At 36.8% G+C, this 25,732-nt stretch carries 19 protein-coding genes; 14 read left to right on the top strand and 5 right to left on the bottom strand.

Going from position 1 to position 25,732, the window contains the following annotated elements; genetic code table 11:
• The first annotated feature begins 73 nt into the window (after positions 1-73).
• Positions 74-5,233: a protein kinase domain-containing protein gene (locus MHI10_RS17220; RefSeq protein WP_340787542.1), complete on the top strand. Its 5,160-nt coding sequence runs from the start codon at positions 74-76 to the stop codon at positions 5,231-5,233.
• Between the two features lie 275 nt (positions 5,234-5,508).
• On the opposite strand, the gene MHI10_RS17215 is transcribed toward MHI10_RS17220, so the two are convergent.
• Both MHI10_RS17215 and MHI10_RS17210 read right to left on the bottom strand, forming a co-directional pair.
• On the bottom strand, positions 5,509-5,667 hold the full coding sequence (locus tag MHI10_RS17215) for a YjcZ family sporulation protein (RefSeq protein WP_340787541.1): 159 nt from the start codon (positions 5,665-5,667) through the stop codon (positions 5,509-5,511).
• A gap of 342 nt (positions 5,668-6,009) precedes the next feature.
• A complete protein-coding gene (locus tag MHI10_RS17210) occupies positions 6,010-7,722 on the bottom strand; it encodes a transglutaminase domain-containing protein (RefSeq protein WP_340787539.1) in 1,713 nt (570 codons plus the stop codon).
• A 185-nt stretch (positions 7,723-7,907) separates the two neighbouring features.
• On the opposite strand from MHI10_RS17210, the gene MHI10_RS17205 reads away from it, so the two are divergent.
• Positions 7,908-8,417 carry a YfiT family bacillithiol transferase gene (locus MHI10_RS17205; RefSeq protein ID WP_340787537.1) on the top strand — a complete coding sequence of 170 codons (510 nt, stop codon included), beginning with the start codon at positions 7,908-7,910 and terminating at the stop codon, positions 8,415-8,417.
• A 370-nt stretch (positions 8,418-8,787) separates the two neighbouring features.
• Here MHI10_RS17205 and MHI10_RS17200 read toward each other — a convergent pair whose 3' ends face one another.
• On the bottom strand, positions 8,788-10,785 hold the full coding sequence (locus MHI10_RS17200) for a methyl-accepting chemotaxis protein (protein WP_340787535.1): 1,998 nt from the start codon (positions 10,783-10,785) through the stop codon (positions 8,788-8,790).
• 318 nt (positions 10,786-11,103) lie between these two features.
• On the opposite strand from MHI10_RS17200, the gene MHI10_RS17195 reads away from it, so the two are divergent.
• From MHI10_RS17195 to MHI10_RS17175, 5 genes are all read left to right on the top strand, one after another.
• On the top strand, positions 11,104-11,724 hold the full coding sequence (locus MHI10_RS17195) for an RsiV family protein (protein WP_340787534.1): 621 nt from the start codon (positions 11,104-11,106) through the stop codon (positions 11,722-11,724).
• A gap of 209 nt (positions 11,725-11,933) precedes the next feature.
• Positions 11,934-13,241: a sensor histidine kinase gene (locus MHI10_RS17190; RefSeq protein ID WP_340787532.1), complete on the top strand. Its 1,308-nt coding sequence runs from the start codon at positions 11,934-11,936 to the stop codon at positions 13,239-13,241.
• Positions 13,242-13,511: 270 nt separating this feature from the next.
• The gene (locus tag MHI10_RS17185) at positions 13,512-14,189 is read left to right on the top strand and encodes a response regulator transcription factor (RefSeq protein ID WP_340787530.1); all 678 of its coding nucleotides are present in this window, start codon (positions 13,512-13,514) and stop codon (positions 14,187-14,189) included.
• Positions 14,190-14,225: 36 nt separating this feature from the next.
• Entirely contained in the window at positions 14,226-14,954 is a 729-nt protein-coding gene (locus tag MHI10_RS17180; protein ID WP_340787529.1) for an urease accessory protein UreH domain-containing protein, read from the top strand.
• A 76-nt stretch (positions 14,955-15,030) separates the two neighbouring features.
• Positions 15,031-16,530: a multicopper oxidase family protein gene (locus tag MHI10_RS17175; protein ID WP_340787528.1), complete on the top strand. Its 1,500-nt coding sequence runs from the start codon at positions 15,031-15,033 to the stop codon at positions 16,528-16,530.
• Between the two features lie 44 nt (positions 16,531-16,574).
• Here the strand turns inward: MHI10_RS17175 and MHI10_RS17170 are convergent, their stop codons facing one another.
• Entirely contained in the window at positions 16,575-17,219 is a 645-nt protein-coding gene (locus MHI10_RS17170) for a 2OG-Fe(II) oxygenase (protein ID WP_340787526.1), read from the bottom strand.
• A 305-nt stretch (positions 17,220-17,524) separates the two neighbouring features.
• Between MHI10_RS17170 and MHI10_RS17165 the strand changes: the two genes are divergently transcribed.
• Positions 17,525-18,589: a YeeE/YedE family protein gene (locus MHI10_RS17165; RefSeq protein ID WP_340787522.1), complete on the top strand. Its 1,065-nt coding sequence runs from the start codon at positions 17,525-17,527 to the stop codon at positions 18,587-18,589.
• Between the two features lie 15 nt (positions 18,590-18,604).
• Positions 18,605-18,829 carry a sulfurtransferase TusA family protein gene (locus MHI10_RS17160; protein ID WP_249074808.1) on the top strand — a complete coding sequence of 75 codons (225 nt, stop codon included), beginning with the start codon at positions 18,605-18,607 and terminating at the stop codon, positions 18,827-18,829.
• A gap of 170 nt (positions 18,830-18,999) precedes the next feature.
• On the opposite strand, the gene MHI10_RS17155 is transcribed toward MHI10_RS17160, so the two are convergent.
• Positions 19,000-19,611: a sterol desaturase family protein gene (locus MHI10_RS17155; protein ID WP_340787515.1), complete on the bottom strand. Its 612-nt coding sequence runs from the start codon at positions 19,609-19,611 to the stop codon at positions 19,000-19,002.
• Between the two features lie 398 nt (positions 19,612-20,009).
• On the opposite strand from MHI10_RS17155, the gene MHI10_RS17150 reads away from it, so the two are divergent.
• From MHI10_RS17150 to MHI10_RS17130, 5 genes are all read left to right on the top strand, one after another.
• Entirely contained in the window at positions 20,010-21,695 is a 1,686-nt protein-coding gene (locus tag MHI10_RS17150; RefSeq protein ID WP_340787514.1) for a methyl-accepting chemotaxis protein, read from the top strand.
• A 176-nt stretch (positions 21,696-21,871) separates the two neighbouring features.
• The gene (locus tag MHI10_RS17145) at positions 21,872-23,509 is read left to right on the top strand and encodes a YceG family protein (protein WP_340787512.1); all 1,638 of its coding nucleotides are present in this window, start codon (positions 21,872-21,874) and stop codon (positions 23,507-23,509) included.
• A gap of 266 nt (positions 23,510-23,775) precedes the next feature.
• On the top strand, positions 23,776-24,393 hold the full coding sequence (locus tag MHI10_RS17140; RefSeq protein ID WP_340787509.1) for a TerD family protein: 618 nt from the start codon (positions 23,776-23,778) through the stop codon (positions 24,391-24,393).
• Between the two features lie 18 nt (positions 24,394-24,411).
• Positions 24,412-24,987: a TerD family protein gene (locus tag MHI10_RS17135; RefSeq protein WP_340787507.1), complete on the top strand. Its 576-nt coding sequence runs from the start codon at positions 24,412-24,414 to the stop codon at positions 24,985-24,987.
• 81 nt (positions 24,988-25,068) lie between these two features.
• Positions 25,069-25,647, top strand: coding sequence for a TerD family protein (locus MHI10_RS17130; protein WP_340787504.1), 579 nt, complete (start codon positions 25,069-25,071; stop codon positions 25,645-25,647).
• Positions 25,648-25,732 lie beyond the last annotated feature (85 nt).

Below are 25,732 nucleotides of genomic sequence, written 5' to 3'. Positions count from 1 at the left end.
TGAATTTAAGGGATATCCCTCCAATTTTGACTTTCGTAGTATATTATATATATAGCGAATTGGAGGTGTTATTTTGGTTGTTACATTTATAAATAGGAAAAAAACGATTGAAAGTAGCGATAACTGGGTTTTGATAAATGGCAATGATGGAAAAAGCACATTACCGAAAATCTACAAAGTTGTTGAATCAATGGATCGGCAGCTTGTTGCCAATTTATATTATGAGTATGAAATTATAAAACTCCTTCAATCACAATTTACATTAACACCTGTAGAAATTGTTTTAGAGGATATGAAGCATCTTTTAGTTTTTGAAAATGAAGAGATGACCTCATTAAATAAATACATTATGCAACCTTTACCGATTTTTATCTTTTTAAAAATTGCGATAGAAATTACAAATGGCTTCATAGATATGCAACATTCTTCTGTAATTTACCGAAACATCCACCGTAGAAATTTTCTCATAAACGAAAAAACATATGAAGTGAAAATAATTAATTTTGAACATGCATATAAATTTCATCACGAAACATCATTAAATCAAGAAGTGAAGTACATACATACCGACCGTTTAAGTTATTATGCACCTGAAGAAACAGGCCGTTTGAATGAAACGATTGATTTTCGAACGGATTTATACAGTTTAGGTGTGTTATTTTATGAGATGCTTACGGGACAATTACCATTTCAAAATAATGAACCGCAACAATTAATTTATCAAATTATGACGAGTGAGCCGAAAGCTATTTACAAATTGAATCCCGCCGTTCCCCAAGTGGTTTCAGCAATTGTTGACAAATTACTAAGCAAAAATAAAGCCGATCGTTATCAAAGTGCGACCGGTTTAAAGGAAGATTTAGTTTATTGTTGGAATTTGGTCATAAACAATAAAAAAATTCCACCATTTAATTTAGGAACGCATGATAAGCCGAGTTTTATCACGTTAAATGTTGAAATCCCAAGTCAAATAAAATTAGCGAATGAGGTTTTACATCAGTATATAAAGCGCGATATGAATAAAAATCCATCCATTTTCATTAAAGGGCACACAGGGAGCGGAGAAAAGGAACTTTTAAATAAGTTAAAAAATGAGTGGACACAACAAAATGCGGTTGTGTTAGATACATCCATTGAATTAGCTATGCAAAATGTGAAGCTTGCGCCGATTATTTTATCGATTCGAAACCAGTTAAATACTATTTATATGGAAGGGGTAAGTTACGTCGAGCAAATCCAGGAATTGTTTGCAAAAGAAAATATTCATTTATACGATGAACTTTTAAAATTGATTCCAGAGCTTGAATGGTTTTTCGCGAAAGACGTAATACAATCAAATTTGCTAGTTGAAGTTAACCCTGTTGAACTAAATCACTATTTTAACCTAGCGATAAAAGGAATTCTTTCAGCGTTATTAAAAAGTAAGGGCTCCCTTATTATGATAATTACGAACGCGGATTTAATGGATACGAGCATGCTTGATTGGATTCGAACGGTGAACAGAGAATTAACTGGTATTTGTTTCGTTTTCACATATAAAAATACGAATGAAATGATAGTAGAATTACAAAATTTATTGCCTGAACATCAAACATTTGAACTTGTACCTTTAACTGAAGGAGAAGTATTTAGTTGGGTTGCAGAATCCCTTAAGGAATCGTCCGAGCCTGTACGTAAAATGGCCCGTTTACTGTTTGATTTAACGAAAGGGAATCCAGTATATATTCAGGAATTATTCAATCAATTTATGAAGCTTGAATTACTATATTACAGTTTACAGTCTAGAAGTTGGAAATTTGATTTGAAAAAGATGGAAGATTTCAATGTGAGCAAAAACTTAAGTGAATTTTTCACAAGGCGTGTAGATGATTTATCAGAAAAACAAAAAATGGTTCTTAAAGTCGCGGCTTGTATCGGCATTACGTTTGAACAGCAACTACTTGAACGGTGTTTAGATTTAACGCGCGCCGAAATTGCGCAAGTAATGCTATCTCTTATTCAAGAAGGTTGCATTGTACCATTAAATAATCGCTTGTTATTAGCATCTACATTCAATCATTTATCGCTGTTTGATAGTTCAGAGCTCGCATTCCGCTTTGTTCATCGTGATATTCAAAAAGTAATTTATAAGCAAATCGATGGAGAGCTGTTAATGCATACGCATTACAATGTAGCAAAATTATTGGAGGAACTAATAGAGCAACCGATTGCAGATGAAGCGCTCATTGAAATTGTTCAGCATTATAATAAGAGTCTTCCATTATTAACAAAAGCCGAAAAATTTAAAGTTGCAGAATGGAATATTAAAATTGGGAGGAATACAACCGCTAGCGGATTATTTCAAAATGCCGGTCATTTTTTGGATGTGGCGATTGCGTTATTGAAAAATAATGGGTGGGAAGAGCATCGAGAATTAATGCTTGAGTTATGGCGCATAAAAGGAATTTCGGAGTACATGAACAATGCGAATGATGAAGCTGAACGCTATTTTAATGAAGCGTTGAGTCATGCAAAGACGAAAATCGAAAAGTTAAAGCTTTATAATGAGAAAATTTTGTTTTACACTTCGATTTCGCCGGCGCTGGATGTGGGGGATATATATTATATACAAAATGCGATTACTACCGCGGGTGATGCATTAAAACTATATGACATTGATTTAAAAGAAAAAGTATCGACTGCAGCAATTTTAAAGGAGTTTTCGCTTTTAAATATTGCTCTTCGAAAAAAACGCACTCAAGAATTATTGCATTTAAAGCGCAATGAAGATGAGTCCATTTATTTAATTATGACTGTATTAGTAAACACGATGGGCAGTGCACTTATTATTGATAAAAAGCTTCATACATGGATGATCATCCGTATGATGCGCCTTATCTTGAAGCATGGAGATGTAGAGTTTTCCTCCATTATTTATATTATGTATGCAAGCGTATTAAAGGCGGGATTCAAAGATACAAATGGTAGCTATGAATTTGGTATGTTAGCGATTCAACATATGGAAAGAGAAAATAAAATCCTTTATAAAACACATGTATATATGAACTATGGCATAACGATTGGATATTGGAAAAAGCCATATGTGAATAGCGTTTATTATTTAAAGTTAGCACTGGACTATTGTTTGAATAGTGAGCTACATGATTTATTTGCAAGTGTGACAACGACGTTTTTAATCCAAATAAGGCATGTTCAAAATATGCCTATTGATGATATATTACAAGAAATTAATCACTATAAAAGTTTTCTGAATCGAACAAAAAACATTGCTTCAATTGAATACGTAACGGAATATGTGGATTGGTTACAGCTATTAAAAACGCCAACGAATGCTGCGGTTTGGGATAAACCTGTAACCAATAAAACAGATGTATCATTCTGGGAGAGTCACGTCGTACTACGGCTTCAAATGAGCTATTTATTGTATGAAGAACGTGTAGCGAGTTCAATAATAGACGAACTCAGAACATCGGTGAAAATAGAGGTTGAGACCGTTTCGCGTCCACAATTATATTTCTATAGTGCTTTATGGATGATAAAGCTATTGCGAAACAATAAAAATGTATCGGTAAAAACGAAGCAACAATATAAACGTCACATACAGAAATCGATTAAACAGTTTAAGCAATATTCGAAACATGCACCAGAAAACTTCGAGCATTTATTGTATTTACTGCAAGCAGAGTATCATTCTTATGTGAAAAAAAATGAGGATGCGGTTTTATTTTATGATCGCTCAATTCAACTTGCCAAAGTGAATGGATTTATTTGTGATCAGGCAATTGCAAGTCATTGTGCTGCAGAATATTATAGGCACCAGGATGAAATGCATCGCGCCTCGGAATATATGAAGCAAGCCGTTGAGTTAATGTATGAATGGGGAGCCCAGCACGTGGCGGTCAAATGGGAGAATCAATATGAAAATTTCATTCCGAATCAAATTGGGACGTCAAAAAAAGAGGTGCTCATACCATTTGATATGAATACGGTCATTGAGGTTAATCAAATCCTTGCAAATGAGACGAAAATGGATGATTTAATCCGTCAAGTTCTTTTGTTAATGATGAAGCATGCCGATGCCAATATTTCTTATTTTTTCAAAAAAGAAAACGACCAAATGCATTTTATCGGCAAGGCGGAGTTGCAAAATAACTCCTTTACACTTGCGCACGATCGAGGCGCGGAAACGGAAAGTATTTCTTTGCAGTCGATTATGCAATATGTGCTGAAAAGTGAGCAGCATGTTTTAATCGACAATACGTCTATGTTATCTCCGTTCCATCTTGGTGGGGAGGAGAAGACGATTTTGTGCTTGCCGATTATGTATCAAGGCAATATGACTGCGATTTTATATTTAGCCAATACTCAAATGCCTTATGTTTTTAGGAAGGATAAAATTGAATTATTAAAAATGATTTCATCACAAATTGCGATTTCCATTGAACATACGAAAATGTATGAGCATTTAGGAGAGCAGGTACGTGACCGAACAGAGGAGCTTCAGTCTGTTAATAGTTATTTGAATGAAGTAAATGAACGGTTACAGCAAAATGAAATTGAGCGCAAAGTACTCCTACAAAATGTGTCGCATGATTTACGCTCACCCATTACATCTGTATTAGGCTATATTGAAGCAATATTAGATGGGATTGTGTCAGATCCTAAGCAGCAGCAAATCCATTTAATACGTAGCAAGGAGCGCTTAATTTCGTTAAATTATTTAATTCATGATTTATTTGAATTATCGAAGTTAGAATCGGGTCGCACAAAGCTAGAACTAAAGAGTTGGCCTGTCCAGAGGGTATTTGATTTATTTGATGAGAAATACAGAGCGGATATTGAACAAGCAAACATTGAATATGAAAGCTTATTTTCTGCGGAACGAGAAGCTTATATCATGCTAGATTTAGAACGAACTTGGCAAGTGTTAAATAATTTAATTTCAAATGCGATTAAATATACCCCAGCTGGAAAAATCCAGTTTTCGATGGAAATAGTCGAAAGTAATGTAATATTTGCAGTTGAAGATAATGGAATGGGTATACCAGAGAAGGATTTGCCTTATATTTTTGATATGCATTTCCGTGCAACCAATAATCAAATGACCAACTCTTACGGCATTGGGTTGTCGATATGTAAGCAAATTGTTGCATATCAAAATGGTGAGATTTTAGTAGAGAGTAAAGAAGGAATTGGATCTATATTTAAAGTGATTTTGAAATTGGAAAGTTGAAATTGTCTGGGGTTTTATAGGTGTTCCGTAATTAGAAAAATTCTCGAAAATAAATCCCACAGAAAAGCCGACAAGTCGACTATTTTCTGTGGGATTTTGTGTTGGTTGATGAATAAATCTAAATATAAGAAAAAGCATTTTTACATGGCGATAACGTTGTTTTAGAGTAGTCATCCGAAATTAAGGCAAGGATGTATTTTTGGGGTAAAGTGCTTAAATCGATAAAACGTTAAGCATTACCTAATATAATATGAACTGTATACATTGTTCACGTGTTAGCACGGTTTGTTAACAAAAGAAGCACCAACAATAATTAATAGGATGAACAGAACAACTAAAAGTACGAATGAGAACTTGTTGCCTCCACCATATCCTCCATTATAGTTATTGCAACTACAATTATCATATCCACATGCATTATTAGAGTAACCCATAATAACTCCTCCTCTCTTCTGTATAAAATATGTCATGAATGGAAAAGGAGGGGGGATAAACAACCAATAAAGCCGTCTATTTAATAAAACTGTTGGATTGATATGAAGTGCAAATGCTTTCTTTACATTTTAATGACGATTGGAATCCTTTGCTGTACTAATACTTCTGCCACCGTCATCTTCCCATCGATCCATATCCCAGCCATCAGTTATCTGTTTGTCGTTATAAAGGGGATATACTTTAGTCATTGAATTTCACACCAAATCAACAATGTCATTTTATACATCATCCTTTTATTTTTTTATCTTTCTTATTTATTTTATGCAATATAAAACATTTCGTTAATATTCGACCTGTTGTCGCGTATGTGTTTTAAATGCTTCTTCTGATGGCTCAAAGAAATCCTCTGTATAGTTTGCGACGAATATACCTTTATCTATATAACCCGAACCCCATGTCGGGTCCATTGTTAGCCATTCACCATCAACTTTTACTTCCACCCAAGCGTGGCGGGAAAAATTAAAACCGGCTCCAGCTGTACCTGCCACATACCTTGCTTCCATGCCACCTGCTCGAAGTAGGGCGAGGGCAAGATACGTATAGTCTTGGCAAATTCCTGTTTTTAAATTGAGCACTTTTAACGCACTATCATCCCACTCAAACTCGCTGTTCTTCAACTTCTTCACATCATAGGAAATTGTTTTCGCTGTGTATTCATAGATCGCTTTTGCTTTATCACGATCTGACATTGTATCGGTTAGGAGCTTATCCGCTATTGCCATAATTTCAGGAGAATCGGATTGAACACCTCGTGATGGTAGAGAATCGCGTTGGTCTTCAGGTGCCGTGTTCTCAACTGTAAAATTGGCCACGTGATAATAAAAGTATTGCGCACTATTTTTTTCTTTTATCTTCGGAACACTTACCGTTACTTCATATGTTCCTGGACCAAAACGTAAATAAAATTCGTCATCGAATGTGTAATCAGTAACAGGGATAACAGCCAATGCCTCGTCGCTATCTTTTTTAGTCGTAATGTAGAGGTGATTTGTTTCTTTTGCAAAAGGCGCATCTTTGTCAATTGATCCTTTAATTCGATAAGTAAGATTGGTTTCTCCACCACCATAAGTAGGCGAAGAGAGTGTGACTCCCCGTTCAGCGTAAGTCGTGGTATATGTGATTGGTTTAGAAATAAAGTCAGACTCGTTATCAATGTATAGGATGGAGCCTTCTTGGTAATAGTTTTCTTTCACCTTATCAGGTACGTAAATTTTTAATTTGTGGACTCCTTTACCGTAAAATAAAGGAAGATTATATGTGAATTCATCATTTTTTATCGGAAGTACATGCTTCCATGATTGACCCTCTTTTATGAGTTCGAGCATTACGGTTTCATTTGGACTGTTTATTGTATCGATTTTCCCTGTTAAAAGGAAAACCTCGTTTGCATTTACGTAGCCACTATCCGGGTCTTGAATTGATAAACCTGCTTCTTGGCCAAAGGAAGTATAAGTAATATCTCGCTGGAGGTTTGGATTTACATTAAAAACATTAAATTTCGCCAAGTCATAGTAATAGTTCTCTCGGTCTTTACTTGGCACCATTACAGTGATGTAATAATCTCCCTCTCCATTAAAGAGTGTCATCTGCTGTTTGAACTTCCCATTTTGTATTGGTGCGTAATATTCTAAAGTGTTATCAGCAAGTGAATCGCCATTGAACTGAATTTTAATCCATACAAAATTCTCTTTTACTTGTTCATGCTGTTCAATTGATCCTTCAATTGTTACAAATTCACTGACTGCAAAATTGGTGTGGGTTGGCTGTGTTAACTTTGCACCGATTTCCTCGCTATAGCTTGTGAGCTCTAATGGTGCTAATTCCAATTCGGTATTTTTCTTTTCAATGGCAGCGTCAAAATTAACCTTTTGCTCTTGCTCTTCGCGTGGTGGTTGTACTTCTTCTTTCGTTGGCGCAGTCTCGTTTGTACATGCACTCATCAACAGTAAGCAAAGTAATGAAACAATCCAAATAGGTAATTTGTTTAATGACATCGGATTCCTCCTAAATCTTTTCACTTTATTATATAGACGATTTCAAAATAATTCCAATAAAAGTGGTGGGCAGTAGTATTTCCAGCAATTCAATCGCGAAATGTTTGAATGAAAAATAGGAGGACAATCCGTTTTAAAGGCGAATAGTAACAAGTGTAGTGACAATGAGAAATGAGGGATTGAAAATGAGCGTAACGTTTCCAATTGGGAAATTACAAGTACCTGACAAAGTAACAGCAGAAAAACTACAACAATGGTTAAAGGAAATCGAAACGTACACAAATCGATTAAGAGAAGTGGTTGATCCGTTAAGTGATGAGGAATTAAGCAAAACATATAAAGATGGCAGCTGGACAATACGTCAACTTGTTCATCATATTGCAGATTCACAGTTAAATATGTATCAACGTTTGAAAATCGCTTTAACAGATGAAAATCCAACAGTACCAGGATTTGATCAAGATAAATGGGCAATTCAACCAGACACGAAACTTCCGGTAAAAAGTTCGATTAAAATGTTAGAAGGAATCAATGAACGCATCGTATGTTTAGGTGCTAGTTTAACCGAAGAGCAATTGGATCGAATTTTTACTCATCAGGAAAATGGAGAAATAACAGTAGCGAAAAAAATGGCAAAATTATCATGGCATGAAGAGCATCATTTAGCACATATCCAATTAGCATTGTCGAAATAATTCGATTGATTTTGAATGCGTAATACCGATCGAATTTAGGTGCTAAATTAGAAAACCCCACTGAATTTAATATTCAGTGGGGTTATTTTATCAATTACGCCTCGGCGTAATTGCGTCCAGATTTTTTCGAGCTAGCTCGAAAAACTTCCCTTAAAAATCTGTGACATCCGCCGGGGCTTGGGCCAACACGATGTTGGTCACTCAGGCGTTGCCACACGATGTGGCGTTCTTAGCCTGGGTTCATCTCCTTCAGCTGAGATTTGAACCCCCGCTGAATAACCTTCCCTTTTTGGCATTCAACCCCCTTATAAGTAGGGGATTTCTGTACCTGCCGCTTCGCTTTCGGTACAAATAAATTTGCTGAATTAAGTTAAACTTTAAAGCGATTAATTGCTTTCGTTAAATCTTCACTTAAATTTGTTAATGTTTCTGCCGCAGTTGTGACCGAATGAATCGCATGGAGCTGTTCCGTTGTCGAGGCATTCACTTCTTCACAAGTTGCAGCAGTCTCTTGAGAGGTAGCCGCCATTGTTTGAATGGTTTCAGCAACATTATTTTTGTGCAATGCGACTTTTTGGAGCTCTGCATAAACAGTATTAATCGAGTCGTGCATGCTTGCCATTAATGTAGAAATCTCCTCGAAAGTCACTCCAGTATCGTGAACAACTATACTTTGAAGTTGGAAATTTTCACGTGTGTCATTCATTTGTTTCGTTACTAATTTAGATTCCGATTGTAATTCTTGAACCGTTACTTTTACTTCTTCTGTAGCACGTGCAGATTGTTCAGCCAGCTTACGTACTTCTTCGGCAACGACTGCGAAACCTTTCCCATGCTCTCCAGCGCGTGCAGCTTCAATACTCGCATTTAATGCTAATAAATTTGTTTGTGACGAAATTTGAGTAATTGTTTCCATAACACCGCCAATTGCTTTTACTTTAGATTCTAGCGTATGAATTACTTCAGACATCGATTGTAAATTGGATTCCCAATCATCGAAAGAAGTTTTTAGTTGTTGCATTTGAGCTTGTCCGCTCATATTCATATCATCGGCTTCTGTCGCAATATGGGACATCATTTCAGCTTTCGTAGTGATTTCATTAATTTGCTGACCAAGAAGCTCTGTGCGTTCTGTAACAGTTTCAGCATCTTCCGCTGATTTTGAGGCACCTTCAGCGATTTCCGTCATAGCAAGTGCAATTTCTTCACTTGATGCATTTGTTTCTTCGGCAACGGCACTTAAGCTTTCAGAGCTAGCGCGGACATTGGAAGCAGAGTCATTAACAACTGCAATAATCGTATTCATATTATCAATCATTAGATTGAAATTATCGCTAAGTTCACCAATCTCATCGTTTGTTTTAATCGTGGAGCGAACAGTGAGATCCCCTTGTGATACCGAATGCATAGAGGATTTTAATTTACCAATCGGTTGAATGATTCGCTTTATTGTAAAATATAATGCAAGAGATATTAGTAATAATGTAACAAATGCAACGACTAACATTGAATTTCGTAAATCATTGGCTGTCTCATTAATATTTTTTTCTTCATAAATAGCAGATATTTTCCAGCCAATGTCAGGTAGTGTTGTATGGACGTTGACAAAATCAATCCCATCACTTTCATAGTAAGAAATATTTTGATCGTTTCCATCTTCATACATAGCCGCAATGAACGGCATGCTCATATAATTTTCCCCGGTTCTATATGGGTGAGCGACAACTGTCCCGTTTGTATCTAGTACCATTGGAAAGCCTTTGTAGCCGACATCACTAGCCTCAATTTCAGTTACTAATGTAGAAAGTTGAATATCAAGTGAAAGAACACCGATAAATTGATCATTTGAATAGACAGCTTTCGAAACAGCCACAACAAACTCATTCGTTACCGTATCGATAAACGGTGTTGACCATTGAATCACGTCTGGATTTGCAATAGCATCTTTATACCATTCACGTGTTGTCGGATCAAATTCAGCGCCAAGATTCGCTTGTGGCATAATGAGCATTTCCTTTGTAGGAAGAGCTAGGTAAATGGAAGATGCTTCTTCATAAAATTTTAAAAAGTTACTGAATTCTTGCTCAATCGCATGGATGGGGTTACTTGTTAGAGGATCTTCGTTAGAAATAGAGAAATTTGTTACTGTTGGTGTCATAGACAAATGCCCGATCGCTTTTGCATATTGACCAAGGTAATTCTCGATTGCTAAACTAATTTCATTGACGAGTGCTGCGCTCGCATCCGTAGCTGTTTCTTTCGTCGTATTTTTAACTTGCGTACTACTAATAACTGTCATTGAAGCGATGCCTATAAGAAATAACACTATGACAACCGAAATAATTTTCGTTTTTATAGATTTAAACATATATGATGGACTCCTTCTCTTTCATTTAAGTTAAGTTAGAACAGAATTACTGTAAAACTATCGGTTGTAAATTTAAATAGTTTAGATGTAAACTATTAGTAATATAATTCAGAATATACAGATTGTCGTGTTGTGGAAGAAGAGGGAATGGGAGCTTTTTGATGGAATAATTTATACAAGGAAAAATTAAAATGAATAAAACAAGGGATATTGAACTTTTAGGCAATGTCCTTTGTTTTATCACGATAGAAAATTAATTCTGTACACATCTCTAAATTAGTTGAATACAATAAACTAAAACAATGGGGGTGTTCGCCTATGCTTCATCTCGTGCCAGTAAGTATAAGCACTTATATTATTAGAAATGGTGCAAAACAAATGGTTCTTTATCCTCAAGTGGAATATTTACATCGACCACAATGGCAGGCGAAGATGAATCATGCGATTGTTGAGCAAACAAGACAGCTCATGATTGAACAATATGGGAATATGCCGACAACTGTGGACGAAATGTTAGGGTATTATGAAATAAAAAACAACCAAAGGCAAGTGCTCAGTTTAACGCAAACGAATTATACGTATCATAGTCATGCTGCCAATGGAATGAGTTATTTAAAGTCTTTAACCTTCGACATGCTAAAGGAACGTATTTGTACGTTAAAGGATTTGTTTATCCCGAATAGTGATTACATTGCAAGAATTTCGGCGCTTATTCATGAACAAATTAAACGGCGGAATATCCCGTTAATTAATCCGTTTACCGTAATAAAGCCAGATCAAGATTTTTATATTGCGGATAAGACGCTTGTCGTTTATTTTCAGTTGTTCGACATTACACCACATTATTTTGGCTTCCCAATATTTCCGATTTCGGTCTATGACTTAGCGGATATTATCGATGAAAATGGTCCACTCGGTCGGTTAGCGGAAAATAATTGATCGTGTGCGTACAGGAATATAAATTAATTTGAAGTAAGATGGGCTAATTTTTATAGTCCATCTTTTTGCTGTGTATTAGCATATCTGCATATGTTCTCCATAATTATTCGATATAATAGTATGGAAATTTGATGAAAAGGGGAGCTAAGAGTAGAGTGAATAAAATTTCGACAAAATTAGCTACTTATTTTTTTATTGTGGTACTTATCATGGATTTATTTTTAATGTTTTATTTACATCGAAATATCATCAATTCAAAAGTGGATGAGCAATTTGAGACATTGCTAGCGAATGGTGCGAATCACCGAGATGTATTAATGGAATATTATTCGAATACGACAATTAAACATATCGTCTTAATGGAAAGAGATGCCAATCGGGAAGTTATCATCACCGATCAGCAAGGAGAGATACTAGGGATTTCCGAAATAAATGCAGAGTTGATCGATCAAGTAAAACCATACTTAGTAGGCTTACAAACAGACAAAGATAAAGTTTTAGTTTCGGATTGGCATGATTCACCATATATTGTAAGTGCCCATCCATACGATATAAATACAGGACAAAGTGGCTATGTCATCATGTTGTCTAGTACGATCTCCATTCATGAGATGGTAGCCGATTTGAGTTTACATTTTGCTATAGCAGGTGTGACAAGTTTTATTGTGTTATTTATTGTTTACGCAGTGTTGTCCAAAGTCATTACGCGACCATTAATTCGCATGAAAGAAGCGACTGAAAAACTAAGTGAGGGCGATTTTCAAGTTCGTCTGTCGGTTAGCAGTAAAGACGAGCTGGGAGAATTGGCAGGATCCATTCAGAAATTGGCGAATGATCTTGAACGCTTAAAATCGGAACGTAATGAATTTCTTGCTTCAATTGCCCATGAATTAAGTACACCTTTAACTTATTTAATCGGCTATTCAAAAGTAATGTCGAGGGGCAATTTGACGGAACAGGAGCGACAACAATATCTAGAAATTATTGTTGAAGAGTCTAATCGAATGAAAGAGCTCATGAAAAACTTATTAGATTTGGCTAAAATGGATGAGAACTCATTTACAGTAAAGAAAGCTTTTTTTGCCGCTCGTCCATTTTTTGAAGGCATACATAAGCTTATTGAGCCTTCATTTGCTATGAAAAATATGAAGCTCACTTTGCTCTGTGAGGGAGAATATCAACTATTTGCTGATGCGTTACGGCTCGAACAAATTGTTATTAATTTATTGGATAATGCGTTGAACTATTCAGATGAACAGTCTGAGGTTATTTTGCAAGTCAGTCAAAATGAAGAAAAAACAATTATTTCAGTAATGGATTCGGGTATAGGCATCCCTGCAAATGAGATTGCCTTCATTTTTGAAAAGTTATACCGCGTCGAAAAATCACGGTCGCGTGCATTTGGAGGGTCGGGTATTGGACTATCTGTTGTGAAGGAACTTGTCGAAGCACATGGCGGTACAATTGAAGTCAAAAGTAAGCGTGGCAAGGGGAGTACCTTTACAATAACGATTTAACTTGATTCAGCAGAATTCCTCTACTACTATAAGTGGGGATGAATGCTAAAAGATGCAATTCTATTCAGTGGGGGTTCAAACCCCGGCTGAATTGGGGAACAAAGGCTAAACCCGTCACGTCCTGTGACAACGCCTTTGTGATCAACATCGTGTTGACCTAAGCTCTGGCGGATGTCACAGATTTTTTAATGGAAGTTTTTCGGGCGAGCCCGAAAAAATCTGGACGCAATTTCGCCGAGACGTAATTGATTGGGAGGCTTGAGAGTTTATATGCAAACGATTTTATTAGTCGATGACGAGCAAAGAATGTTAGATTTAGTGGAATTATTTCTCAAACCACATGGCTATCAATGCATTAAAGTAACGGGTGGTAAGAAGGCTATTGAAACATTAAAGAAAACAAAAATTGATCTTGTTTTACTCGATGTGATGATGCCAGAAATGAATGGCTGGGAAGTTTGTAAAGCGATTCGTGAATTTTCGAATGTACCGATCATTTTGCTAACAGCGAGATCAGATAAGTTGGATTTAGTGAAAGGTTTGGATACTGGAGCGGATGATTATGTGACCAAGCCTTTTGATGAAGGGGAGTTGGTGGCAAGAGTAGGTGCACTTCTTCGCCGAGTTGCTCAAGATGCAGGAGCAAAGGAGCAAATACAATATCTTGATTTTTCTTTAAATACGGAAGCATACGCTTTAAATTACAAAGATTTAACTGCACAGCTTACACTAAAGGAATTTTTGATTATAAAGGCGTTAATTTCTAGACCAGCAAAGACATTTACACGGGAAGAGCTTATGGCAAGTGGCTGGGAATTTGATACGTATACAGATGTGCGCACAGTGGATTCGCATATTCGCAATTTAAGAGAGAAATTACGAAACGGTGGATTTCCCATCGAAGAATTTCTTAAAACGGTGTGGGGCATAGGTTATAAATGGAGTTGAATTATCTATAAATGAACGCAAGAAGGTGGTTTTTACATGTATAGTTGGCTGTCCCAAATAAGTCAAACGATTAGTGGACCGGTTTCTACATTTCTACATTCGTATGAGCATTCACCAATTATTATTGCAATTCTACTTGGTTTAATTGGCGCATTGGCACCGTGTCAACTGACAGGCAATATGAGTGCGATTACTTTATACGGAAATCGTGCCATACAAATGGATAATAACTGGGGAGAAATTATTGCTTTTATGTTCGGGAAAGTTGTCGTTTACACGTCCATTGGTTTGCTTGCTTGGGTTTTTGGGCAGTCATTTGAGACAAAGCTGACAGAATATTTTCCGGTATTCCGTAAAGCAATGGGCCCACTGTTCATCGTGACGGGATTAGTTTTACTTGGCTTTTTAAAGTTGCGGTTTCTTGATGGGCTTTCAAAATATATGCCAAAGATTTTAAAGCAAGGGAAAATGGGTTCCTTTTTACTTGGAGCTAGCTTTGCAATGGCATTTTGTCCGACAATGTTTGTCCTCTTTTTTGTATGGCTAATGCCGACCGTTATTGCCACACCTTATGGCATTGTATTGCCTGCTATATTCGGCGTTATGACGTCTTTGCCGCTGCTCATCATTTTAGGGCTTATTTGGTACTTTGGCGTAAGAGGAATTATTATGAAAAAGAGTATGAAAATCGGACGGTTAATTCAAAAAGTCGCTGGTGTTCTCCTAATTATCATCGGCATATTGGATACAATTACATATTGGTGATTATGCGTTACCTCTCCATATTTTCTCCATAATTGTTTGTTATCTTTGAGATATAAGAATTATGAGGAGGAACAGTATGAAATCATCGACAAAAGTTATTGGAATATTGCTTAGTGCTGCATTGCTTGGTGGGTGTAGTGTGGGGAAATCGGAGTCGCATGACATGATGGATCACCAGAATATGTCTGAGGATGAAATGCATAATATGGCTGGTGAGATGGAGAACGGTCACATGAGCCATACGAATCCGCTCGCACTAAATAATTCAACTGGAGAAAATGAACTTGCGATTCCACCATTATTGAAACCACAAGATGGAGGAGGGAATATTTATCCGATTACTGCGCAAAGTGGGCAAACGGAAATTTTCGACGGTATTCAAACAAAAACATTAGGCTATAATGGCTCATTTTTAGGACCTGTACTTCAAGTGAATGAAGGGGAAGAGGTTACATTTAGAACGAAAAATGAGTTGGATGAAACGACAACATTTCATTGGCATGGACTAGATATTCCAGGAGCAGGTGATGGCGGTCCACACAATCATGTGAAGCCGGGCGAAACGAAGGATGTAAAATTTACGGTGGATCAAGGAGCGGCAACATTATGGTTTCATCCACATCCTGAAGGAGCAACGGCATCGCAAGTATATGAAGGGTTAGCGGGATTGATTTATGTGGAGGATCAGCAAACGAAAACAAATGGATTACCAAATGATTATGGTGTGAATGATTTCCCTTTAGTTTTCCAAGATAAGCAATTTGATGACAATAAGCAATTAAATTACCAACTTGTGCGCAATGAGGATGGAACGATTGGTGATACGCTGTTAATAAACGGTACCATTAATCCGAGGCTTACAGTAGGTAAAGAAAAGGTTCGTTTGCGTTTAGTAAATGGATCGAACGCGCGGAATTATACGTATCGACTAAATACGGGGGATACATTCCAACAAATTGCGACAGATGGCGGTTTTGTCAATAAACCAAATGATTTGCAAGAAATTACGTTAACTCCAGGTGAACGCGCTGAAATTATTGTAGACTTTTCGAAATATGATGCAGCGAGTGATATTGCACTATTAAATGAAAGCGGCGCCATTTTATTACCATTTACGATTAATGAACAAAAAACAAATGGCTCAGATGAAATAGCGGTAAATTTAAATAACTATCATGTTACAGATGAGGAAAGAAATTTACCTGTTACGAAGAAGCTTGAGCTTTTTGGGATGGGCAGAATGGTAACGATTAATAATAAGCAATTTGATATGAACCGAATTGACTTTACGCAAAAACAAGGAGACACAGAAATTTGGGAAATTTACAATAAGCCAGATATGATGGGTGGCATGACGCATCCGTTCCATATTCATGGGACACAGTTTAAAATCGTATCTATTGATGGTAAAGAACCACCAGCGAGCGAACAAGGTTGGAAAGATACGATCGCCATTGACGCTGGAGAAACATTTAAGTTAGCGGTAAAGTTCAATAATAAAGGGATTTATATGTTCCACTGTCACATCCTTGAGCACGAAGAAAACGGGATGATGGGGCAGGTAGAGGTTCTATAAAATAAAAAATTAAGCCTGAGCTAAAATGCTCGGGCTTAATTTTTTTATCTTATTTTTTGCTTTCGCATCCACTGTGTCGCAACCCACTTTTCACCCGTAATAACAGGTGCGCCTCCGTGTAATGTTAACTCGTTTACATTTTCGTCGTTATAAAAATACTCGAAATAAACCGCCATTCCCTTTTGTGGTATTACGGATAAATTCAGTTTTGGGAAGAAGGTTTCGCCCCCTTCTTCGACATCATTTAAGTACATAACGAGCGTGCTAATTCGATTATTATTTGCTAATTTACTAGTTGATGAAAAGAAATCATAATGAGCCTTATACTCTTGCCCCGGTGTATACTGAAGGATTTGGATACCTTCTCCGTGTTCAATAGGAATATTCATAATAGAAGAGATTCTTTGTTCAATGGTCGTAATCAATTCGTTTTCACTTTCTTCAAAAAACATGCTGCTACTTGTCCTCTGTGCATTGACTTCACGTGTAGCGCCGATTTTGGAACGCTGCAATTTATCTTTTGATAAACGAATGAGTTCATCGCATTCTTCATTGCTTAAAACATTACTTAAAGTCACGATCAATGGTTCTTCCAATCGAGTGAGAATATCAATTTCTCTATCCAATATTATTTTATTTCCTACATGATCAAAAATTGTTTGCTCTTTATTTTCCATTATCAACTTCATAAATCACCTTATCCTTTTTATGGAATTATTTTTCGTTTTATTTTATCACGATATTTATATATAATTTAAAAACGTGAAAATTATGACAATTGAATTATGTGTAATTACGACGAGTAAAGTGAATTATCAACAATAAAAGGCCCCGTTGATTTAATCCATCAATGGGGGCTGTCATTATTTTAACTGCGAAAACAAATATGGATTTTAAATTTTTAGAATATTTTATAAAAGCGGTTGAATTCATAGTAAGTTAGGTGGTATTATAACAGATAAGATTACTAAGGTATTGAGAAAGGTGTGGTTATATGATTCAAATGATTATTTCAGGACTAATTTGTGGAGCGTTACTCGGATTTGTTATGCAACGAGGGCGCTTTTGTTTAACAGGTGGATTTCGTGACATGTACTTGGTGAAAAATAATCGCATGTTTTATGCATTACTTCTTGCGATTGCCATTCAAAGTGTTGGCGTGTATACATTAATCAGTTTAGGTATCTTTGAATTTAGTGCAGGTAGTTTACCGGTTGTGGCGGTTATTGTAGGTTCATTTATTTTCGGACTTGGCATTATTTTTGCTGGGGGCTGTGCAACGGGTACTTGGTATCGTGCGGGTGAAGGGTTACTTGGTAGTTGGATTGCTTTAGCTGGTTACATGCTCGTAGCTGCAATGATGAAGTCAGGTGTACTGTTACCAATCGATACAGCTGTTAAAGAAACACGCATTGAAACAAATTCAATCGCCGACACATTCGGTATCAATAATTGGATCGTCATTGCGATTTTTGTAGGTATTGTTTCAATTATTATGTACCGTGAGCTAAAAAAGCCACGATTAAAAATTCCAGGTTTAAAGCCAAAAAAGACGGGCTTAGCACATATTTTATTTGAAAAACGTTGGAATCCGTTTGCAACTGCTGCAATCATTGGGGTCATTGCAACATTAGCATGGCCATTAAGTGTCGCTACTGGGCGTATAGGTGGATTAGGAATTACTACACCGTCAGCGAACATTTTACAATTTTTAGTGACAGGTGAAATTAGCTTCATCAACTGGGGCGTTTTCCTAGTGCTTGGTATTTTCTTGGGGTCATTATTTGCTGCGAAAATGAGCGGCGAATTCCGATTCCGTATGCCGGATACGAAAACAGCCATTAGCAGTTTTGGTGGAGGTCTAATGATGGGCTTTGGTGCAGGATTAGCGGGGGGCTGTTCAATTGGTAACGGTTTAGTCATGACAGCTATGATGACTTGGCAAGGTTGGATTTCATTAGGGTTTACAATATTAGGTACATGGACCGCTTCTTATTTTGTATTCGTTCGTCCACGTAAAAAGGCAAAGCAAGCTGTTCAAGTTGCGACAGCATCATAAAAAGGAGTGTTTAATATGAAAAAGACATTAGAAGTAATGGGGATGGTTTGTCCATTTCCTTTAGTAGAAGCAAAAGAGGCCATAAAAGATTTAAATTCGGGTGACGAACTTGAAGTGCAATTTGATTGTACACAAGGGACAGAATCTATACCTCGCTGGGCAGCTGAAGAGGGGCATGAAGTAACAGAGTATGAGCAAGTAGGAGAAGCTGCTTGGACCATTACGATTAAAAAGAAATAATGAAACTGTGCGAATCATCTCCCCGAACGATAGGGAGATGATTTTTGTTGTTAGAAAAAAATGAATCCTTCTATATAAACGAATAAGCAAGCATCTGTCGCCACTATAAGTGGGAGAAGCTTGCCTAGTAATAAGACAATCTACCATAACAAATAAAATGAAGAGTTTGTTTATACCCGTTTCTCCAAATCACGCGCAGTTTGGCTTTTGGCAACATCCTTGCTCACTTTAAACGTGCCCAATGTTTTATCGAGCGATGTATGTGTGACACCGAACCAGTAATTTTCATTTTTAAAGTGATGTAATAGATGATGTTTTTTTATGTTTTTGCCTAATTTCGTTCGAGGTTGAATCGGTCTGTGTGCGATATAGTGCTTCCACTCATAATAAAGGAAGTAAGCGACCAAGCCAGTTGCAAATGCGAGTGTCAAACTTGTGCTATCCGTTAATAGGAAAGCTATAAGGCTATAAATCACAAAACCTGGGATACTAAACCATAACGGTAAAAATAATAGTTTTAAATTGTCTGGATCAACATGGTGGTCATAATGTAACCGCTTAATCACCTTCAGCATGTACGGATTTTCTGGCTTCTTAATATGAAATAAAAATCGGTGGATTATATATTCACTCGTAGCATACGTCAGCATCCCCGCAGCTAAAGCAACCCACGTCCAAAAATGAAGCACATATGGGACGGTGAAAGAAGCGCACACGAATAAAATTAATAACATGACAGTGACATCTGGAAAAGTTCCGAACTCCTTCAAGTATTTCTTCATTTATACAATCATCCCCCTTTTAATAATTGTATGTTGATAATCCAGACAATACAATTATCCTCGAAATTCTAATAAATAAGTACTTCGGGATTTTGAATGGGGAATAGCTAATCAATCCAGATAGTTAAATATATTTTTAAAGCATTGTATAAGTCCTGAGGTTTTGTATGTATTTTAGAAGGAAAATTACATATTTACTGAGAAAGTGATAAAATTATGTAATTATCAATTTGAATGCAGTTTAATTGTTATATTCGTGCTAATAGAATGTGAAAATGATAATTTTTTAAATAATGAGGGTATATTAATTAAACTTTATATAAAAAAACTACGATATATAAGTGAAAGAAATTTTCAAATTATTAATCTAGAATTTAGAAGAAACGAGGAGAGATAGAATGCTGAATTTTAAGACGGTTAATGCAAGAATTATATTTGCGTTTAGTTTAATAGTAGCGATCATTTGTTTAAATATTGGATACAATGTGTATTCAACGAGTCAAAGTAATCAGGCGACGAAAAATATTGTTGAGGAAGATTTACAACTATTAATTGCAGATTATGAATTAGCTTCAACTGTTGGATTACGTATTGCTGCGGCGAGAGGTTATGTATTATCGGGTAATGAAGAATATAAAGAAATTTTTGCGGAAAATAAGGAACGGGCGCTTAAAAATGAGGAAATTCGCTTAACACTTACGGAATCAGATGAGTTCAACAAATACTCTGTGATGGTGAAAGAGTGGAGTGACTCTATTTTAAAAGATGTATTTGAAGTGTACGATCAAGGGAAGGCGGATTTAGCGTATCGTAATTTAGTAGCGATGGACGATAAAGGAACAGAAATTCGTCAAGGCTTTGAAAAGTTAGCCAATGAAACAAAACAATCCATTAGTGTTTCTGGAGAAGTTGTAATAAAAGATGGAGAAACTTCGCAAGTTGCAAGTGTGGTTGTTGGGATTGTGATTGTGATTATTTCAATATTAACGGCAATCGTTTGTGCGCGAATTATCTCAAAACCTATTAAGGTCGTTACAAAGCGTATGCAACAAATTGCTGATGGAGACTTAAGTGAACCAGCATTAGAAGTGAATTCAAGAGATGAAATTGGTCAACTAACAGAGGCTACAAATAGTATGACAAAGACGATGAATGGATTATTAAAGGATATTCAAACGGTATCAAATGACGTTGCTGCACATAGTGAAGAACTGATGCAATCGGCAACAGAAGTGAAAACAGGCACTGAACAAATAGTAGATACAGTTACCGAAATTGCAAGCGGTACCGAAATTCAAGCAAGTAATGCCTCGGATGTTGCGACAGCGATGACGGACTTTACAACAAAGGTAACGGATGTAAGTACAAGTAGTAATGAAGTTAATCATTACTCAGATGAAGTGATGAAACTAACCGAAGAAGGTAGAGGTTTGATGGAAGCCTCAACGAATCAAATGATGACAATTGACCATATTGTAAAAGATGCGGTTGTAAATGTAGATGAATTAAGCAAACAAACACAAGAAATTTCAACATTAGTTTCTGTCATTCATAATATTGCGGATCAAACGAATTTATTAGCACTTAATGCGGCCATTGAAGCTGCACGCGCGGGTGAGCATGGAAAAGGGTTTGCAGTCGTTGCAGATGAGGTCCGTAAACTAGCAGAGCAAGTAGCTGTTTCAGTTGGCGATATTACAAACATTGTACAAAAGATTCAAAAAGACTCTGTAATAGTGACTACATCTTTAGAAAATGGCTACGAGGAAGTAGCAAAAGGCACAACACAAATTGCTTCTACAGGCGCAACATTTACACAAATTGCTGAAGCGGTTTATGCGATGTCGGAGCGCATTGAAAATATGTCAGAAAAGCTTGAGGACGTCGTGCATAATACTGGGACAATTAATAAATCAGTTGATGAAATTGCCGCTGTATCAGAGCAGTCTGCTGCGGGTATTGAAGAAACGTCAGCAACCATTCAACAAGCAGCGAGTTCAATGGATGAAATTACAAATAGTGCCGTCAACTTAGCAACAATGGCGGAAACTTTAAACGAAACAGCTCGAAAGTTTAAATTGTAAATAATTCTGACCACAAGGCATTTATTAAACGTTTTGTGGTCTTTTTATCTTTATATGGGGTGAGATTGTTTACGTTTTGGGAAAGTACAAAAATTTGCTATGATAAATGAAACTAAACTTCTACCTTAAACGTATATTATAGAGAAGCTTAATGATTTGCAGACTGGAGTGAAGGAATGATGCGATTTAAACCACATGATTTTGAAGACAATTTAAAAACATGGGAAGAAATCATTTCAACAAAATTACATACAAGACCAATCTATTTGGAAACGAATGGCGAATTACAATATTCACGCGTCGCAAAGCAATTATTAGGTATTTACGATAGTGAATATGACATGCAAGAGTATTTATACACGTTAGCGAATAAAGAAATTGATTGGACGTTACTTTTTCATAATATGCCGAAAGTAATTGATCCTCAGATGCGCACAGAAATTGTGAATATTTTGCAAATGCATCGTGAAAATCCGATTTCAATTAATCGCTTTATGGCGTTTTTTGCAGGGAAACAATTATTGCCCCTGATGAATACACCGTACCGAAATCATTTTGTGAACACATTACAAAGTTGGCTAGAGCTTATACAAGTGCGCTATCCAGGTCTCGTTAGTAATCAGCTACAACGGATCTTTTTAGATTTTGTAAAGTGGTCCAATCATTTTTTCCCATTATGGCTAGAGCAAGAACCCTTTGAGTCTTCGATGCCGCGCATACTGTGGTATGGTCCTGCAAAAGAAAGTGAAGTGTATTTCTTATACTTCCTCTATTTATTTGGCTGTGACCTCGTTATATTTGAGCCAGACGGTGAAAATATATTTGAACCATTTGGGCTTACAGATATTCCAACTGAAGTGCTTGCTAATAAAGGGACACTATTTGATTTTCCATTCGATAAGCCGATGCGTGTGCAAACGGTTACATCGCGAGCTTCTGAGCAAGTAAGTGAGCATCTGTATAATAATTCGGCACTGAACTATCCGTGGAAATATGCAGAGTATGAAACACGAACAAGAATATTAAATACAACATACGATGAACTATTTATTTTGTCGGATGCTCATTTGTATTTACGAGATGGCTTTGAAGAGGAAGATGGCGTCATTTATTTGCCTGTGTTATTTGCAAAAGTAGAAGGGCTATCACTAGATCAGGCAGATTATGCACGGAAAATTCGCAAGCTACATGAAGGGGAAATGACTTATACCGCTACTAGTTTCCCACTATTGCCTCTGCAAAAAAGTAATATGCAATTTCATATGCGCGATGCGAGCACAGATGGCCAACTAGATGCGGAAAAAATAATGCAATTGTCGATATGGCCATGTAAAGATATGCCGCTTGGTGCACAGCGCAATGTTGCCAATACAATGATTCGTTTTATCGAAAGTGACTATGTTCAACCACTCCCACAGCAATCAAAAGTGGAGCATGCGCAATATTTATTTGGGCAACTCATGTTAATGCCTGAAGAAATCATTCGGTTGTATCAACAGTTTGACTATAGTTATTTAAACCCAACGATTCTCATATTTAAAGAAGAAGCAAGTGGGCAAATGCAACGCCAAGATGCGGTGTTATTATTATTTGTAAGTATGCTTGGGTTTGATGTCATTATATGTAGTCCCGGTGGTTCGCGCAGCATTGAACATTTTATTACCGGACAGCTGCTTAATACACATCGCCTCGAAAAAATTAGTTTTGATGAAACGCTTACTAAAACATTAAGCACATCATCTGTAAAAGATGCATTAGATCGAAAATTAGATTTAAAGTCAATGTTTCGCCGAATTTCCAAAAAGTTAAAATAGCGGGCAGGATAATTTGTATTATTATGTCAAGAAATATAAAGTAAATAGTAGGCTATATAACTTGATTCAGCTGGGGTTCAAACCCACAGCTGAATCAAGTTAAGCCCCGGCGGATGTCACAGATTTTTAAGGGAAGAAGGAAGTCAGCCTAAAAACGTCACATCGTGTGACAACGGCTGACTGACCCACGTCCTGTGGGCCCTCGAAAAAATCTGGACGCAATTACGCCGAGGCGTAATTGATCAAAATTGCTAGGAGGAGTTAGTATGACGATTAACTTACAAAAGGGTCAACGAGTTGATTTAACAAAAGGCAATACAGGATTAAATAAAATTACAGTTGGATTAGGATGGGATCCTGTTCAACAAAAGTCGAGCGGTGGTTTATTCGGCGGATTATTTGGAGGTGGTGGCTCTAAAGGGGCAAATGTTGACTGTGATGCTTCCGTTATTCTGTTGAAAGATGATCGTTTAGCGGCCAAAGAGGATGTTATCTATTTTGGTAATTTAAAAGGGGCAAACGGTGCAGTTGCCCATTCAGGAGATAACTTAACAGGTGATGGTGATGGAGATGACGAACAAGTTGTTGTAGAGTTAAAGTCGATTCCAGCAGATTATAATCGCTTAGTTTTCGTTGTTAATATTTATGAAGCGGCACAACGTAAGCAACATTTTGGTATGATTCAAAATGCATTTATTCGTGTTGTAAATGGAGCAACGAATGAACAGTTATTAAAATATAATTTATCAGAAGATTATTCAGGTCAAACAACATTAATTACGGGCGAAATTTACCGACATGAAAATGAATGGAAATTTGCTGCAATCGGTACAGGTACGCAAGATAATTCAATCGGTGAAGTCGTTCGAAAATATCAATCATAATTGAGGAGTGAATTAAACATGGTCGTTTCATTAGCAAAAGGTCAAAAAGTAGATTTAACAAAGTCAAATCCAGGATTAACAAAGGTAAGTGTTGGTTTAGGTTGGGATACAAATAAATATGATGGCGGAAAAGATTTCGATCTAGATGCTTCTATTTTCTTATTAGAAGGAACTGGAAAAGTGACAGGCCCAGAAGGTTTTGTTTTTTACAATAATACAACAGGTGCTAACGGTTCGGTTGTCCATTCTGGTGACAACTTAACAGGTGATGGTGCAGGAGATGATGAAGTTGTCCACGTTGATTTACAAGCAGTGCCAGCAAACATTGAAAAAGTAACATTTGCGGTTACAATTCATGATGGTGAAAGCCGCGGACAAAACTTCGGAATGGTTTCAAATGCATTTATTCGTGTATTCAACGATTCTGGCGAGTTAATCCGGTATGATTTAGGAGAAGATTTCTCAATCGAAACAGCGCTTGTTGTTGGAGAATTATACCGTCATAACGGTGAGTGGAAATTCGCTGCAATCGGATCTGGTTATCAAGGCGGATTAGCGGCATTATGTAATGATTTCGGCTTACAGATTGGTTAATTTGCTTTGCATCGAGTAGAAGCAAGCTAACGCTGAGGCTTAAATGAATTATATATTTATAAGTGATAGGGGGAAATTCACATGGCAATTCAATTAAGCAAAGGCCAACGAATTGATTTAACTAAAGGCAATCCAGCACTGCAAAATATTATCGTTGGTTTAGGCTGGGATGTAAAAAACTTTGATGGAGGCGCCGCATTTGATCTAGATGCTTCGGTATTTCTACTAAATGAGCAAGGCAAGTGTCGCCAAGATTTAGACTTCATTTTTTATAATAACTTAGTAAGTAGCGATGGTTCTGTAGAGCATACGGGCGACAATTTAACAGGTGAAGGGGACGGCGATGATGAGCAAATCAAAGTCCACTTAAATAAAGTTGCGTCTGATGTAAACCGTATCGCCATTACTGTTACAATTCACGATGCTGAAAATCGCCGTCAAAACTTTGGACAAGTCACGAATGCATTTGTTCGCCTTGTAGACGAAGATTTAGGGACAGAAATTTTACGTTTCGATTTAGGAGAAGATTTCTCGATTGAAACAGCCGTTGTTTTTTGTGAATTATATCGCCATGGCAATGAGTGGAAGTTTAATGCGATTGGGTCAGGCTATCAAGGCGGCTTAGCTGCACTTGTAAATACTTATGGATTAAACGCGTAATAAAGTTATAAATTGAAAAAGGGCACATTCTGTTCAAATCGAACAGAATGTGCCCTTTTTGGTTGAGCTAGCCTAATAAGTCCAT

The organism is Solibacillus sp. FSL K6-1523 (assembly GCF_038005225.1).
GTDB lineage: Bacteria > Bacillota > Bacilli > Bacillales_A > Planococcaceae > Solibacillus.
This window is presented reverse-complemented; position numbering and strand designations above follow the sequence as displayed.